Here is a 14,773-nt window from a genome sequence, read left to right as displayed (position 1 = left end):
AGAAGTTAACAATCTCATATAGATTACATAATAATTATATTTTATTCATAAGTGAATGCTTATGAAAGTAAAAAAGCGCCTCCTGGCAAGGAGGCGCTTCTGCTTTGCTATTCTTTTTTCTCTAATCGATAGACGGTTACCGGCGTGCCATCGGTTCCTTCATCAAGGACAAATGACCCGTTCGAGTAACGGTCAACCGGTTTCAAGTTGTTGACGGCAAGCGTCAAACGCACGCCTTTTGCTGTTTCAATCAGAATTTCTTCGCCTCTTCCTGAAGTACCGACAACGGCCACTACACGGTGAGGGTTGGCTTTCAGTTCACGCAGCATCACGACGCCGCGCTTCGCCCGTCCGCCTGTTTCAAATTCCTGCAGTTTCATCTTTTTCGCCGCTCCGCGGTTTGTTACCAGAATCAGTTCCTGCTTTTCTTCTGCATCCAGCATAATCGCAGACACCGCGAAATCGTTATCTTTCAAATTCACGCCTTTGACACCCGCTGTCCGGAGTCCGGTGATCGGCACTTCGTCTAACGGGAAACGTACGCCGTACGCTTGGTTCGTGGCGATGAACAGTTCGGTTTCATCGGTTACGAGCCCGGCAAAAATCATTGAATCGCCTTTTTTCAGGTTCATCGTCTTGATTGTGCGGGAATAGCGCTGGACGTGGTAGTCCTTAAGCGCAGAACGTTTGACCATGCCCTGCTTTGAAACGGTCAGGATGCTGGCATCTGCATCGAAGTTTTCAAACGGGTAAACCGACAAGATCGATTCGTTCGGCTCCAGCTGGACGATGCTCGACAAATGCTGGCCAAGGTCTTTCCATTTGATGTCCGGCAATTCGTTGACGGGCTGGTAGACAAAATTCCCGTTTGAAGTAAATAGCAGAATGGTGTTCTGCGTATTCAAGTTGCCTTCGTACAACAGATGGTCGGTGTCTTTCATCGCAAAGCCCTGGCCGTTTGAGGCGGCATGCGAACGCGGGCTGGTGCGTTTCACATAGCCTTCTTTGGTCACGGTCACGATGACGTCTTCGCTCGGGATCATCACTTCACGGGTGATCGTAATTTCCTGGATTTTCTCTTCGATGACAGAACGGCGCGGCTCCGCAAACTGTTTACGGACAGCCGACAATTCTTTTTTGATGACGTTTTTCAGCTTTGTGGCACTGGTTAAAATACCCGTCAGTTCATCGATTGTTTTCTTCAAAGAAGCTGCTTCATTCTGCAGTTCAGTAATGTCGGTATTGGTCAAGCGGTATAGCTGAAGGGAAACAATCGCTTCCGCTTGGGCTTCAGAAAACTCAAACGAAGAAATTAAATTGTTTTTGGCATCCCGCTTGTCTTTCGATGCCCGGATTGTCTTGATCACTTTATCGAGAATCGACAAGGCTTTCATTAAACCGTCGACGATATGCATGCGGTCTTTCGCTTTTTGCAAATCGTATTCCGAACGCTTCGTCACGATTTCCTTGCGGTGGTCGATATAGGCGTCAAGCATCGACTGCAAAGTCATCATCGTCGGACGGCGTTTGTAGATGGCGACCATATTGAAGTTGTAGCTCACTTGAAGGTCAGTGTTTTTGTACAGGTAGTTCAAAATGCCATTTGCATCGACGTCTTTTTTCAATTCGATGACAATGCGCAGGCCGGTTCTGTCCGACTCGTCACGCACTTCCGAGATGCCTTCCAGTTTGCGGTCAAAGCGGTGATCATCAATTTTCTTGATCATATTCGCTTTGTTCACTTCAAACGGAATTTCGGTAATGACAATTTGTTCTTTTCCGCCTTTTAACGGCTCCACATCCGCTTTGGAACGGACGACAATTTTGCCGCGTCCGGTTTCATACGCTTTTTTGATCCCGTCGACGCCTTGGATGATGCCGCCGGTCGGGAAATCAGGTCCATGGATCACGGTCATCAATTCATCCACCGTCGCGTTCGGTTTGTCCATGCGCATCAGCACTGCATCAAGCACTTCGTGCAGCGCATGCGGCGGGATGTCCGTTGCATAACCGGCAGAAATACCGGTCGATCCGTTCACCAACAGGTTCGGGAAGCTCGCCGGGAGTACCGTCGGCTCCATATCGGAATCATCAAAGTTCGGGATGAATTCCACGGTGCGTTTGTCGATATCGCGCAGCAATTCTCCAGCAATCGCAGAAAGCCGTGCTTCGGTGTAACGCATCGCTGCCGGCGAATCGCCGTCCATCGAACCGTTGTTGCCGTGCATTTCAACGAGCATATGGCGGATTTTCCAATCCTGGCTCAGCCGCACCATCGCTTCGTACACCGAAGTGTCTCCGTGCGGGTGGTAGTTGCCGATGACGTTCCCGACCGTTTTGGCCGATTTCCGGAACGCTTTGTCGTTGGTGTTGCCTTCTTTATACATCGCATACAAAATCCGGCGCTGAACGGGTTTAAGCCCGTCCCGCGCATCCGGCAATGCCCGGTCCTGGATGATGTACTTACTGTAACGCCCAAACCGATCGCCGATGACTTCTTCTAAGGGCAGATCTTGAAAACGTTCGGTTTGTGTCATACAACTTCCTCCTCAGCATGAATCAAATCATTTTCTAAAATATTGGCATCTTCTTCCATTCCGAAGTCGACGTTGTTTTCAATCCACTTGCGGCGCGGTTCTACTTTATCGCCCATGAGTGTCGTAATTCTTCTTTCAGCACGTGCGCCGTCTTCGATCGTCACACGGATCAAAGTCCGGGTTTCGGGATTCATCGTCGTTTCCCATAACTGGTCGGCGTTCATCTCGCCGAGCCCTTTATAGCGCTGCAGCATATAGCCTTTGCCGACTTTTTTCGTCGATGCTTCCAGGTCCGCTTCCGTCCATGCGTAATCCACGACTTCTTTTTTGCCGACGCCTTTGGATACTTTGTAGAGCGGCGGCAAGGCAATAAACACTTTCCCTGCTTCGATCAATGGCTTCATGTAGCGGTAGAAGAACGTCAAGAGCAGCACCTGGATGTGCGCCCCGTCCGTATCGGCATCGGTCATGATGATGATTTTGTTATAGGCGATGTCCTCAATTGAGAAATCGCTCGATACCCCGCCGCCAATGGCATGGATGATCGTCGAAATTTCTTCGTTTTTCATAATTTCTTCCAATTTCGCTTTTTCGGTATTGACGACTTTCCCCCGCAGCGGCAAAATTGCCTGGAATGTGCGGTCCCGGCCTTGTTTGGCAGAACCGCCGGCAGAGTCGCCCTCTACCAGGTACAATTCGTTTTTGGATGCATTGCGTGACTGGGCCGGCGTCAATTTGCCGGACAGCAGCACATCCGACTTTTTGCGTTTTTTGCCGTTCCGGGCATCTTCCCGTGCTTTTCGGGCAGCCAGGCGCGCTTGTGAAGCACGGATGGCTTTTCGGACAAGCGACGCACTGAGGTCGGCGTTTTCTTCCAAAAAGTACATCAGTTTCTGGGAAACGACCGCATCCACAGTGCTTCTCGCTTCGCTTGTGCCGAGCTTGCTTTTCGTCTGGCCTTCAAATTGCAAAAGGCCTTCCGGTATCCGGACCGACACGATGGCCGCAAGCCCTTCGCGGATATCTGAGCCTTCGAGGTTTTTGTCTTTGTCTTTCAGCAAATTGATTTTTCGTGCGTAATCGTTGAAGACGCGCGTCATCGCGGCTTTTGCGCCGGTTTCGTGCGTTCCGCCGTCACGCGTGCGGACGTTGTTGACGAACGACAGGATCGTTTCGGAATAGCCGTCGTTAAACTGGAACGCAAACTCCACTTCCATGTCGTCCTGTTCGCCTTCGATATAGGCAACCGGATGCAAGACGTCTTTTTCCTCGTTCAAATAAGCGGCAAACGCTTCAATGCCCGTTTCGAAGAAGAAAGTTTCTTCGGTTTCGGTGCGTTTGTCAATCAGTTCGATTTTCAGGCCTTTCAGCAGGAACGCCGATTCGCGCAGGCGTTCGCTGAGCGTTTCGTAATTGTATTTAGTAGCCGAGAAAATCGATTCGTCCGGCAGGAAATGGATGGTGGTGCCGGTTTCTTTCGTCGATCCGATTTCTTCAAGCGTCGTGACGGCTTTGCCGCCGTTTTCAAAGCGCTGGCGGTATTTTTTGCCGTCCCGGTAAATCGTCACTTCCAGGAATTTTGACAACGCGTTAACAACGGACGCCCCGACTCCGTGGAGGCCTCCGCTCGTTTTATAGCCGCCTTGGCCGAATTTCCCGCCGGCGTGTAGCACGGTCAGGATGACTTCAGGCGTCGGTTTTCCGCTGCGGTGCATGCCAGTCGGCATTCCGCGGCCGTAGTCCCGGACGCTGATGCTGTTGTCTTCGTGGATGGTGACGGTAATTCTTTTTCCGAATCCGGCAAGTGCTTCATCGACGGAGTTATCAACAATTTCATAGACCAAATGGTGAAGCCCTCTGGTGTCGGTCGAACCAATATACATACCCGGGCGTTTTCTAACGGCATCTAGGCCTTCGAGTACTTGAATCGCTTCTTCGTTGTATGCCGTATTTTTAGTTTTTGCCATTAAGTTCCCTCCAACAAACATCTGTTCGTACTTTCTTCTCTTTTAATCGTATCGATAACGCGGCCATCTGTCAATTATCATAGAAAAAAGAGCGCAGGGCGCCCTTCTGCCTAAATCGGATTTGCTGCCGCTTGGCGAACCTGCGGAAGTGCAATTTCCCTTCCACCGGCCGCCGTTTTTCCTTACTTCAGGATGGCGTGTTCAACTTTGATGCAGCGATCCATGATCACGGTATAGCCGGCATCCGCCAATTCATTGAAAACGTCTTCATCTACAACATTCAGCTGCGTCCAAAATACAGGACAATCAATCCCGACAAACTCTTTTGCGAGCTCCGGCAGAAATTCACTGCGTCTGAACACATTGACGATATCGACCGGATGTGGAATGTCAGCTAGCGTCGCATAACTTTTCTCCCCCAGCACTTCGTCAGCAACGGGGTTCACCGGAATGATGCGGTAACCCGCTTTTTGCATCGCTTCAGATACCATATAAGAAGTCCGGTTCGGATTCGGGCTTAGGCCCACGACTGCGATGGTTTTTGCAGTATCGAGGATTTTCTTGATTTCTTCACGGCTTGGATTGTTCATGAGAATCACCTGTCCTTTTATTCTATCATACCTTATTTTAGGGAGGCAGGTGAACAATCAGAGACATATTGTTCAAAGAACTCGCTTCGTGTTAAACTAAAAACGTAAAGTGAAACGGCATTCTGTGGGCTATCCAGCCCAACCGGCAGCCGCTCACTTGGGTTTTAATGGCCGCTTTTTGGCTGTTGATGCAGGATAAATAGTATGGTTCAAAGGAGTTCAAAATGGATACATTGCTTCCAGTACTTTTAGCTTATTTGCTCGGCTCAATTCCTTCCGCTTTGTGGATCGGAAAAATCTTTTACAACACAGACATCCGGACAAAAGGAAGCGGCAACCTCGGCGCGACCAACACTTTCCGGACCCTAGGGGCTAAAGCGGGAATCGTCGTGACCGTACTGGATATTTTAAAAGGGACAGCGGCCACATTGATTCCGCTTTATATCGACACCAATATCCATCCGCTGATCTTCGGTGTCATCGCTGTCGTTGGCCATATGTTCCCGGTTTTTGCAAAATTCAAAGGCGGCAAAGCCGTAGCGACTTCCGGCGGAATCCTGCTGGGGTATCAATGGCCGCTTTTCCTGGTAGCGGTAGCGGTTCTGTTGATCACCTTAAAAATCACCAAAATGGTTTCGCTTTCTTCCATCATTTTGGCGGTTGTAGCGGTTATTTACACCACCATCTATGCGATCAATACAGGCGACTACTTGTTCCTGGCAGTCATCATCGTCCTGGCAACGTTCATCATTTACCGCCACCGGGCGAATATTGGCCGAATCAAGGCCGGTACAGAACCGAAAATCAAATGGTAAGGTCTACGAAAGGGTGTGCATGGAGTGAATATCAACATCAGTGAAGATGCATTCAACTGGTTTCATGAAGAAATGGAAGTTGCCGCAGGAGAAGCGGTCCGGTTTTATGTCCGCTACGGCGGTTCGAGCAAACTTCAACCCGGCTTTTCCCTCGGGGTGACAAAAGATGTCCCTTCAGAAGCCGCAGTGGTGCTTGAACACGACGGCGTCACTTATTATGTGGAACAAACCGATGTCTGGTATTTTGACGGGCACGATCTGCACGTTACTGTAAACGATGAATTGAAGGAATTGGATTATTCCTACGAAAAAGAAAGTGCCTAACTGAAAAAGATGGACCCGCACTGCTTCGGCAGTGTTTTTTTATCGGCATTATTACCGAAAGAAATCTCTCGCGGAAAGAAGGAATCAGATATGCGGTTTCGCCAGAAAGAATTCAACGAGTTGTTAAAGCAGGAAATCCACCGCAAAGAAATGCAACTTACGCGCTATGTGGAAAGCTGGCTTCCGCGCTACCAAGGCTTGTTTCTGCAGGAATACAAAGTGCTGGATGCCGGAATTACCAAAGAAGGCATGGACCCCTTCGAGCCAGGCTACAGCTCTGCACTCGTGGTCAGCATTTGTGATGATCATGGGGAACTCATCGATTTGCATAATATCCCCATTTGGACATGCGAAAGGCTATTTTTGGGCTTGCCTGTTAACCAAAACCTCCCCGGCAGCCGGCTGGTCGGAGACTTGCTGGATGAAAGTTTACAGGACATCCAAGAAGAGCTGCAAGCGTACATCGAAGATTTCATAGATTTGTAGTCTGGTTTTCTCCATAAAAAAACTGCGGACAGCTTGTGCGCTGCCCGCAGTTTTAAACGTGTTTAACCCGTGTTACAAATTGAAGCGCCGCAAATGCTCCGCTTGGCCTTCCGCCGTCAATATGCGGCGCTGATGCTCTCCGAACAAATCAAAATGCGGGTACTTGCCCCGCAGATCCATCCACTCACGCTTCAATCCGTATTGCATTCCCCACTGTTCCAGCTTATCCAAGTCGCTGCAGCCTACTTTCGTGACCGTTGAACACCCAGGGAAACGGTCGTCTATCCAGTAATGCGTTAAAAATGCGATATGGCCTGCCTCGACATTCTGTTTCCAGCGATTCAGTTCGTCTCGCTTAACTCCGAACGCCATCAGTTGCCTGCTTTTTGATTTCTTCGTATTTCTCGTGCCATTCCGGATAGATTTTCTTCAGTGACACCGGGCGGAACGAATCTTTTTTAACCACCACGTGCTCAGAAGTTGCGGTTGCGGCAATTGTTCCGTCTTCGTGCAGGATCTCGTAGCCGTATGTGGTGCGCAGGCGCCCGTGGTCTTCCACCCATGTGCGGACCGTCGCTTTTTGGCCGTAGCGGAGAGCCGCTTTGTACTGGATTGAAATATCGGTCACCGGTGACAGATAGCCTTCACTTTCCATCCCGGCATAAGTAAAGCCCAGGTCTTCAATCAATTGCGTCCGGCCGATTTCCAGCCAGATAATATAGTTCGCGTGGTAGACCACGCCCATTTGGTCGGTTTCCGCGTAGCGGATTTCAATTTCTTTGTCGCTTATGTGCATGTTCTCTTTCACCTCTATGTAAGTATACAGAAAATCATCCGATAAATAAAAAATAAGGCTGCCCAAGGGCAGCCTTATTTGAGTGTAAGGAATTGACTTGCTCAGATTCACACGTCCTGATTCAGGGGACGTCTGATCTTTATTACTTTTTACGCTTCAACAAGCTTTCTTCTCAGTACCATTTGCAGGATACCACCATGGCGGTAGTAGTCTACTTCTACTTCAGAGTCGAAGCGCACAAGTGCGTCGAATTCTGTTACAGTGCCGTCTTCAGCAGTTGCTGTTACTTTCAGGACGTCGCGTGGTTTCACGTCGTCAGTCAAGTTGACAGAAATGCTTTCGCGTCCAGTCAAACCAAGTGAGTCAGCGTTTTGTCCGTTTACGAATTGCAACGGAAGAACACCCATCATCACAAGGTTTGAACGGTGAATACGCTCATAGCTTTCAGCGATGACTGTTTTGATGCCTAGAAGGAATGTACCTTTGGCAGCCCAGTCACGTGAAGAGCCCATGCCGTAGTCTTTGCCGGCAAGAACAACAAGTCCTGTACCGCGTTCTTGGTATTTCATCGCTGCATCGTAGATTGGCAGGATTTCACCAGTTGGCCAGTAGGTTGTGAAACCGCCTGTTGTGCCTGGTGCCACTTGGTTACGGATACGGATGTTTGCGAACGTTCCGCGCATCATAACTTCATGGTTACCGCGGCGAGAACCGTAAGAGTTGAAGTTACGAGGTTCTACGCCTTTTTCACGCAAGTATTTCCCTGCTGGAGTATCTTTGCCGATTGCACCAGCTGGCGAAATGTGGTCAGTTGTAATTGAATCCGCGAATTTAGCAACTACGCGCAAGTTATCCAGGGACTGGATCGCTTTTGGCTCAACAGAAAGTCCTTGGAAGAACGGCGGGTTCTGGATATACGTCGACTCTTCATCGAACGCATATAGAGAATCGTCATTAGTTTCAATGGCATTCCAAGTTTGGTTTTCGTCAAACACGCGTGCGTATTCTTTGCGGAACAATTCAGGTGTAACTGTGCTCTTCACGACTTCGTTGACTTCTTCCGTAGTCGGCCAGATGTCGCTCAAGAACACATCGTTGCCTTCTTTGTCTTGTCCGATTGGGTCGTTTTGAAGATCGATATCAACAGTTCCAGCTAGTGCGTAAGCAACAACCAACGGCGGTGAAGCCAAGTAGTTCGCTTTTACAAGCGGGTGGATACGTCCTTCAAAGTTACGGTTACCGGAAAGTACAGAAGTTACCAACAAGTCGCTGTCTAAAATCGCATCTTCGATTTCAGGAAGCATTGGGCCTGAGTTACCGATACATGTTGTACAGCCGTAACCTACCAAGTTGAAGCGGATTTGCTCCAAGTACTCAAGCAGGCCGCTTTGCTGCAAGTAGCCAGTAACAACTTTTGAACCTGGTGCCAAAGAAGTTTTTACGTAAGCCGGTGGCATTAGGCCTTTTTCAGCTGCTTTTTTCGCAACAAGACCAGCGCCTAGCATTACGTATGGGTTTGAAGTGTTTGTACATGAAGTGATCGCCGCAATGCCGATTGCGCCAGTCTTCATAACCGCTGATGAACCGTCTTTGAAGTTCACAGTTGCTGTTTTGTTGATTTCTTCTTCGCTTAATGCGAAACCGTGCGGGCCTTCAGGAGCCGTTACCGCTTTGTTGAACTCTGTCTTCATTTGAGACAAAGGAATCAAATCCTGCGGACGTTTAGGGCCTGACAAGTTTGGTTCGATTGTCGAAAGATCAAGTTCGATTGTATCTGTGTAAACAGGATCTTTGTCTGCATCGAAGAACATGTCGTTTGCTTGCAAGTAAGCTTTTACAACTTCAATGTGGCTGTCTTCACGGCCAGTCAGGCGAAGGTAATCAAGCGCTTCTTCGTCAACCGGGAAGAATCCGCAAGTAGCGCCGTATTCAGGAGCCATGTTGGCAATTGTTGAACGGTCAGCAAGCGGCAATGTCGTAACACCAGCGCCGTAGAACTCAACAAATTTCCCAACTACGCCTTTTTGGCGGAGCACTTGAGTGATTTTAAGTGCCAAGTCAGTAGCTGTTGCACCGTTTGGCAATGCATTTGTCAATTTAACGCCGATAACTTCCGGAATCGGGAAGAATGAAGGTTGTCCCAGCATGCCCGCTTCCGCTTCGATACCGCCGACGCCCCATCCAAGTACACCAAGTCCGTTGATCATCGTTGTATGAGAATCCGTACCAACCAGTGTATCCGGGTAAGCTTCAAATGTTCCATCTTCGTTTGCGATCGCATGGACAACGCTTGCCAAGTACTCAAGGTTAACTTGGTGAACAATACCGGTTTCCGGTGGAACAGCACGGTAGTTGTCGTATGCTTTTTGAGCCCAGTTTAGGAACTGGTAGCGCTCTGCGTTGCGTTCAAATTCCAGTTTCGTGTTGATTTTCAACGATTCGTTTGAACCGTAGCTGTCTACTTGGACAGAGTGGTCAACAACGAGATCAACCGGTACATCCGGGTTGATTTTGTTCGGGTCTCCACCAAGTTCAGACATAGCTGAACGAAGTGCTGCCAAGTCAACGACAACCGGTACACCCGTGAAATCCTGAAGGATTACGCGTGACGGCTTGAATGGTACTTCCGCATCTTTGTTGGCATTTTTGCCCCATTTTGCTAATTCTTCTACATGCTCGTCTTTGATGACATATCCGTCATGCTGACGCAATACGGATTCCAAAAGTACTTTGATTGAGTAAGGAAGGCGTGATACTTTCGCGATTCCTGCTTCTTCTAAAGCAGCTAAACGATAGTAGTTATACGTTTTGCCATTTAGCTCAAAAGAAGTACGGCTGTTGTGCAAACTGCTTTTTGCCATGATCATGTTCCTCCTTTAAATCTTTGAAAAGGCCGGGTAAGAGTCTTTTCTCCTCCTCCATCATATCGAAAAGAGAAGCATAAGTAAATTACATTAAATTTATACATTGTAATAAGTTTTATGAATTACCCAGTCTTTTCTGATTTGAGTTTGTCCAGAGTCTTTTCCAACTGCTTTAAATGCCGTTTCTCATGAAGTCCGACAAATGGAAACCATTGGATCAACGGGACTTTGCCGAAGACCGGATGGGGCAGCGACTTGTTCTCCAGCTCTTCAATGGTGGTCCCATCGTATACTTGATGCAAGAACGCTGTTGAATCTTCCAGCCGTTTTTTCATATCGGCCAGGGAAATAAATTCTTCGGACGGCACGACGTGTTTCGGTGCGTCCACTTTTATCATGCGGCTGACGGTCAGCTGGATCGGTTTCTTGAGCGCTTTCTCGCTTTTTTCGCTCCCCAATTGACGGGCGACATTTTTGGCCACTACCCCTTCCATCAATTGAAGATGGTCCAGGATTTGCATTGGCGACCATTCATCAGCGGAAGGTTTCGTGTTCAGGACTTCGTCCGGCCACCCTTCCACCGCTTGCAAAACTGCCTTCCTGATTTTTGCGTTCTCTTCTTTAAACATGGCAATCCCCCATCTGTGATATGGACTTCTATAGTAGGCATACCCTTATCGGATTTAAATAAAGCTTTCTTTTCGTGTAATTTTTCCTGTTCCTGGCGCATTTAGCCCAAAAAGGCGAAAAACCTGATAAAACCGCTGTTTCACAGGCTTTCACTAAGGGAAAATACGTTCTATTTTTCCGGATTAGTGGTATAATTAAGGATAATTATGGAGGAGGGGTGCTGCTTTATGCCTTATGGTTATGAAAAGTATCGGTTAGAAAATGGCATTAGTCCGAATACGGTTGTCCATGAAGTGCAATTGATCCGCTCGCTGTTCGCTTATTTGCGAAAAACATATAAGAAACAAGTGGAACCCCATGAAATTCGTCCAATTGATATTCAAAAGTTTCTGCAGGAAGAATACGCGACCGGCATCAAGGACAGCACCTTGAACCGGAAACTGATTTATATTCGGCAATGGTTTGATTATATGTGGAGAATCGGCCGGATTCCGGTGGATTTTATGCCGAAATTCAAATTCAATCAAAAACTGGATTTGCGGCCATCCGACATCCACGTCAATTACGAAGTGCTTTTGGAAAAGAAGGCGTCGGTACTCGATTCCGACCAATTATCGCTGACGGCAAAAATTCTTTTTCTCCTCTATATGCGCGGGCTTCGCCTGCGTGACATGGCAGCCATCGAAGTGGAAGACTTTGTTGACCGCGGCGATGTGCTCGAGCTGACGGTTGAAAAGAAAGACGGTTATGTAGTTCATATCGAATTTACGGAAAAGGAAATCCCCGTGATGCTGGACGGCATTGAACGGGCGGTTTTCCGCAATACGCCTTACCTCTTGTCGTCCAAAGTGAAAGACGAATACACCATGTTCAAAATGGGATCGCTGTCCGATTATACCGAATCGCTGTCTGCGTTTCTTGGCACACCGATTCGTTCCGGGGACATCCGTTTTGCTTATGTCCATCATTTATACGCGGTTGAACACAAAAATCTGGAGGAAATCCAGGAAATCATGGGTGTCTCGCTCGACTCGGCTTCCCGTATGCTGAAGGATTCCCTGACCCGCTTGAAACGGGATTAACTCATCCCATTAAAATAACCTGCTCCCCGTTTATATGCGGGAGCAGGTTATTTTAATGGCTGTTTCACATGAACACCTCAAAATCGATGGCAAAATTGATAATGAGCAAAGTATGGAGAACCACAAACCAGAAAGCCTGGCGGTTCAGTTTCTCAGTGTTTTCATATACCATATTCTCATCTCCTTTTAAGGAGTATACAGAAAATTCTTTTTATTGGCAAGAATGAATATTGCTTTTTTAAAAAGCTCATTTGTGATTAGATTAAGAGGATAAAAGATTAGGAGGCAAACAGATGAAAAAAGCGTTATTGGTAGTGGATTATACAGTCGATTTCGTGGCAGACGACGGAGCTTTGACTTGCGGCGAGCCTGGCCAGGCCATTGAAGAAAAGATTTGCTCGTTGACAGAGGAATTTGTGCATGCCGGGGAGTATGTCGTCTTCCCTGTTGATCTCCATGAGGTCAACAACGACTTCCATCCCGAATCGAAACTCTTCCCTCCCCATAATATCAGGGGCACAGCCGGCAGAAATTTATACGGCCGCTTGGCGGAAGTATATGAACAGCATAAAGACGAAATTGTCTGGATGGATAAAACACGCTATAGTGCGTTTGCGGGAACCAATCTGGAAATCCTGCTGCGCGAAAGAGGAATCGAAGAAGTTCACATTGTGGGCGTCTGCACCGACATTTGCGTATTGCATACAGCGGTCGAAGCTTATAACAAAGGATTCAATATCGTCATCCACCAGGACGCGGTTGCAAGCTTTAATCCGGTCGGCCACGACTGGGCGCTCGGCCATTTTCAAAACACGCTTGGCGCTGAAGTGCGCTGAAAAAGAAGCAGGTAACCGGACTGCTTTTATAGACTTCATTGAGGGTTTTCCCTGCACGAAACCTCCTTTCTTACTGCTACGGAGGAAACGAAAAAAACAGCCTTTCAAAAAAAATTTTCAACTCTATGTTTCAAAAGTCATGATTAAGGTTATATCTAGAGTGTAGCACTTATTCATTACTTAAAAAGGAGTTGGACAGAATGAGTTTCTTATTATTTTTGATTATGGGCGGTATCATTGGTTGGCTAGCAGGTCTAATCCTTGGTAAAGACATCCCGGGCGGCATTATTGGTAACATTATCGCAGGTATCGTTGGTGCTTGGCTAGGTAGCTTGCTACTAGGCGATTGGGGTCCAGAAATTTGGGGCGTTTATCTAATCCCTGCATTGATTGGTGCTTTGGTATTAGTATTTGTCTTAAGCCTAATTCTTGGATCTATGCGTAAAGGCAGAACAAGAAGAACTTAATAAGCCAATAAAAAAAGAGATCCCGTTGAGGGGTCTCTTTTTTATCGACCTGGAAACTGCTCTTCGTATAGATGATAATAATGCATAACATCGTCTACGTATTGATCGCTGTGATTATACTGAAAAACGGCTTGCTCCAGTTTCCCATCAGCTGCCCCGTTCTTCGACAAATAATTAGCTGCACTGTAAAGGGCATCCGCTAGATTATACGGATCGGCTATTCCGTCTCCATCTCCATCAAGCCCATACCCGCCATATTTTGCAATAACGGCCGGATCGGTCTTTTCCTTTTCAGGAATTTCCCCCTGGCCTTTTCCAGAGCAAGTCGGATGGGTCCACCCGACAAATGTGCACGGCATGAATTGGAGATGCCCTTCTGCCCCAACCGGTGAAAGCAAAGGATCCATCGTCGAAAACTTTGTTTCAATGCGGTGATGTGCAGCAAGCAAAGTCCATGGGATGCCGAATGCATCCGCAGCTTCCTGATAAAGCGGAATATTTTCCTCAGGCAATTCGATTTCAAACAGTTGTTGTGGCGCATCTTTTAATGTATTCGCGACTGACATTGGATTAAACATATAAAAAACCACAACGAATAGTGTGGTCAGCACAATAACAGCTGGAAACAGGACAATTAAAAACCACAATTTCAAACGGACACTCCGTTTGAGTTTTCTCTTTTTCTTCATTTCTTCCCACACCTAAACGTCCATTTTCCCCAGTTTACCATAGTTTTTCATACTTATCTGCCTCCTTTTCCCGTTCAAGAGGGGCGAATTCGGTTTTTCCTTATAGAAAACAGTATGGAAGCATTCAATTTCTCGATATACTGGAGGTTAAGGAGGTGTTTATATGTGGGAAGATTTTAAGAAATTCGCATTAAAAGGAAATGTACTCGACTTGGCGATTGCAGTCGTTATCGGGGCTGCTTTCGGGAAAATTGTTTCCTCATTGGTTGAAGACATCATTATGCCGGCAGTCGGAATCCTGCTGGGCGGTTTCAGCGTAGAAGATTGGACTTATACATTTCAAGGGGCAGAATTGCGGTACGGGCTGTTTGCACAATCCGTCATCGACTTTTTCATTATTGCTTTCTCGATTTTCTTAGTGATTCGCATTTTTACGAAACTGAAACGCAAAAAAGATGTGCCTGCTGAAGTGGAGCCTGAAGTTCTCGATAAAAAAGAAGAACTGCTGGTCGAAATCCGCGATTTATTGGCAAAAGAAAAAACCGGTCTATGACCGGTTTTTACAGGCTGTCGAGAAACTCTCTCGACAGCCTGTTTTTTTGTTTATTTTACTACTTTTCCGATGTACACTAAAAGAAAATGAAGGAGCGAGGTCTCATGATTGGTCCCGTCAAAAACCATCGTCATGAA

Annotated in this window: 15 protein-coding genes; 7 read left to right on the top strand and 8 right to left on the bottom strand. The window is 47.4% G+C overall.

Translation table 11 applies throughout. The annotated features are described in order from the left end of the window. Nucleotides 1-107 precede the first annotated feature (107 nt). The 3 genes from parC to HU147_RS10930 form a co-directional block, all read right to left on the bottom strand. Entirely contained in the window at nucleotides 108-2,537 is a 2,430-nt protein-coding gene (gene parC, locus HU147_RS10940) for a DNA topoisomerase IV subunit A (protein WP_224076263.1), read from the bottom strand. Next, on the bottom strand, nucleotides 2,534-4,504 hold the full coding sequence (parE, locus tag HU147_RS10935; protein WP_224076262.1) for a DNA topoisomerase IV subunit B: 1,971 nt from the start codon (nucleotides 4,502-4,504) through the stop codon (nucleotides 2,534-2,536). The genes parC and parE overlap by 4 nt, the downstream gene beginning before the upstream one ends. Nucleotides 4,505-4,686: 182 nt before the next feature. Continuing rightward, nucleotides 4,687-5,094: a CoA-binding protein gene (locus HU147_RS10930; RefSeq protein ID WP_263427823.1), complete on the bottom strand. Its 408-nt coding sequence runs from the start codon at nucleotides 5,092-5,094 to the stop codon at nucleotides 4,687-4,689. A gap of 224 nt (nucleotides 5,095-5,318) precedes the next feature. On the opposite strand from HU147_RS10930, the gene plsY reads away from it, so the two are divergent. The 3 genes from plsY (at nucleotide 5,319) to HU147_RS10915 (ending at nucleotide 6,719) form a co-directional block, all read left to right on the top strand. Beyond that, complete coding sequence (gene plsY / locus HU147_RS10925; RefSeq protein WP_224076261.1) at nucleotides 5,319-5,909, top strand: glycerol-3-phosphate 1-O-acyltransferase PlsY; 591 nt, start codon at nucleotides 5,319-5,321, stop codon at nucleotides 5,907-5,909. Nucleotides 5,910-5,933: 24 nt separating this feature from the next. Next, nucleotides 5,934-6,233: a HesB/YadR/YfhF family protein gene (locus HU147_RS10920; RefSeq protein ID WP_224076260.1), complete on the top strand. Its 300-nt coding sequence runs from the start codon at nucleotides 5,934-5,936 to the stop codon at nucleotides 6,231-6,233. 90 nt (nucleotides 6,234-6,323) lie between these two features. Continuing rightward, entirely contained in the window at nucleotides 6,324-6,719 is a 396-nt protein-coding gene (locus HU147_RS10915) for a hypothetical protein (RefSeq protein ID WP_224076259.1), read from the top strand. 72 nt (nucleotides 6,720-6,791) lie between these two features. Here HU147_RS10915 and HU147_RS10910 read toward each other — a convergent pair whose 3' ends face one another. The 4 genes from HU147_RS10910 to HU147_RS10895 form a co-directional block, all read right to left on the bottom strand. After that, nucleotides 6,792-7,091: a hypothetical protein gene (locus HU147_RS10910; protein WP_224076258.1), complete on the bottom strand. Its 300-nt coding sequence runs from the start codon at nucleotides 7,089-7,091 to the stop codon at nucleotides 6,792-6,794. Beyond that, on the bottom strand, nucleotides 7,075-7,515 hold the full coding sequence (locus HU147_RS10905) for an acyl-CoA thioesterase (protein ID WP_224076257.1): 441 nt from the start codon (nucleotides 7,513-7,515) through the stop codon (nucleotides 7,075-7,077). Before HU147_RS10905 ends, HU147_RS10910 begins: the two co-directional genes overlap by 17 nt. A 149-nt stretch (nucleotides 7,516-7,664) precedes the next feature. Continuing rightward, nucleotides 7,665-10,376, bottom strand: coding sequence for an aconitate hydratase AcnA (gene acnA / locus HU147_RS10900; protein ID WP_317985514.1), 2,712 nt, complete (start codon nucleotides 10,374-10,376; stop codon nucleotides 7,665-7,667). Nucleotides 10,377-10,501: 125 nt separating this feature from the next. Next, nucleotides 10,502-11,008: a DinB family protein gene (locus HU147_RS10895; RefSeq protein ID WP_224076255.1), complete on the bottom strand. Its 507-nt coding sequence runs from the start codon at nucleotides 11,006-11,008 to the stop codon at nucleotides 10,502-10,504. A 228-nt stretch (nucleotides 11,009-11,236) separates the two neighbouring features. Between HU147_RS10895 and HU147_RS10890 the strand changes: the two genes are divergently transcribed. From HU147_RS10890 to HU147_RS10880, 3 genes are all read left to right on the top strand, one after another. Further along, complete coding sequence (locus HU147_RS10890; protein ID WP_074511438.1) at nucleotides 11,237-12,091, top strand: site-specific integrase; 855 nt, start codon at nucleotides 11,237-11,239, stop codon at nucleotides 12,089-12,091. 293 nt (nucleotides 12,092-12,384) lie between these two features. Continuing rightward, nucleotides 12,385-12,927 (top strand): cysteine hydrolase family protein, encoded by a 543-nt coding sequence (locus HU147_RS10885; protein WP_224076254.1) that lies wholly within the window; start codon nucleotides 12,385-12,387, stop codon nucleotides 12,925-12,927. Between the two features lie 200 nt (nucleotides 12,928-13,127). Continuing rightward, nucleotides 13,128-13,394 carry a GlsB/YeaQ/YmgE family stress response membrane protein gene (locus tag HU147_RS10880; protein WP_036809143.1) on the top strand — a complete coding sequence of 89 codons (267 nt, stop codon included), beginning with the start codon at nucleotides 13,128-13,130 and terminating at the stop codon, nucleotides 13,392-13,394. Nucleotides 13,395-13,435: 41 nt separating this feature from the next. Here the strand turns inward: HU147_RS10880 and HU147_RS10875 are convergent, their stop codons facing one another. Beyond that, the gene (locus HU147_RS10875; protein ID WP_224076253.1) at nucleotides 13,436-14,083 is read right to left on the bottom strand and encodes a lytic transglycosylase domain-containing protein; all 648 of its coding nucleotides are present in this window, start codon (nucleotides 14,081-14,083) and stop codon (nucleotides 13,436-13,438) included. A gap of 163 nt (nucleotides 14,084-14,246) precedes the next feature. On the opposite strand from HU147_RS10875, the gene mscL reads away from it, so the two are divergent. Then, a complete protein-coding gene (mscL, locus tag HU147_RS10870; RefSeq protein WP_036809149.1) occupies nucleotides 14,247-14,636 on the top strand; it encodes a large conductance mechanosensitive channel protein MscL in 390 nt (129 codons plus the stop codon). Nucleotides 14,637-14,773 lie beyond the last annotated feature (137 nt).

This window comes from Planococcus chinensis (assembly GCF_020071995.1).
In the GTDB taxonomy this organism is placed as follows: Bacteria; Bacillota; Bacilli; order Bacillales_A; family Planococcaceae; genus Planococcus; species Planococcus chinensis_A.
Note: the sequence above shows the minus strand (reverse complement) of the source record. Positions and strands in the feature narration are given on the sequence as shown.

Bases quoted from the DNA above. Each gene is read 5' to 3' on its own strand.
- parC (WP_224076263.1), bottom strand. From the start codon at position 2,537: ATGACACAAACCGAACGTTTTCAAGATCTGCCCTTAGAAGAAGTCATC.
- parE (WP_224076262.1), bottom strand. From the start codon at position 4,504: ATGGCAAAAACTAAAAATACGGCATACAACGAAGAAGCGATTCAAGTA.
- HU147_RS10930 (WP_263427823.1), bottom strand. From the start codon at position 5,094: ATGAACAATCCAAGCCGTGAAGAAATCAAGAAAATCCTCGATACTGCA.
- plsY (WP_224076261.1), top strand. From the start codon at position 5,319: ATGGATACATTGCTTCCAGTACTTTTAGCTTATTTGCTCGGCTCAATT.
- HU147_RS10915 (WP_224076259.1), top strand. From the start codon at position 6,324: ATGCGGTTTCGCCAGAAAGAATTCAACGAGTTGTTAAAGCAGGAAATC.
- HU147_RS10910 (WP_224076258.1), bottom strand. From the start codon at position 7,091: ATGGCGTTCGGAGTTAAGCGAGACGAACTGAATCGCTGGAAACAGAAT.
- HU147_RS10905 (WP_224076257.1), bottom strand. From the start codon at position 7,515: ATGCACATAAGCGACAAAGAAATTGAAATCCGCTACGCGGAAACCGAC.
- acnA (WP_317985514.1), bottom strand. From the start codon at position 10,376: ATGGCAAAAAGCAGTTTGCACAACAGCCGTACTTCTTTTGAGCTAAAT.
- HU147_RS10895 (WP_224076255.1), bottom strand. From the start codon at position 11,008: ATGTTTAAAGAAGAGAACGCAAAAATCAGGAAGGCAGTTTTGCAAGCG.
- HU147_RS10890 (WP_074511438.1), top strand. From the start codon at position 11,237: ATGCCTTATGGTTATGAAAAGTATCGGTTAGAAAATGGCATTAGTCCG.
- HU147_RS10885 (WP_224076254.1), top strand. From the start codon at position 12,385: ATGAAAAAAGCGTTATTGGTAGTGGATTATACAGTCGATTTCGTGGCA.
- HU147_RS10880 (WP_036809143.1), top strand. From the start codon at position 13,128: ATGAGTTTCTTATTATTTTTGATTATGGGCGGTATCATTGGTTGGCTA.
- HU147_RS10875 (WP_224076253.1), bottom strand. From the start codon at position 14,083: ATGAAGAAAAAGAGAAAACTCAAACGGAGTGTCCGTTTGAAATTGTGG.
- mscL (WP_036809149.1), top strand. From the start codon at position 14,247: ATGTGGGAAGATTTTAAGAAATTCGCATTAAAAGGAAATGTACTCGAC.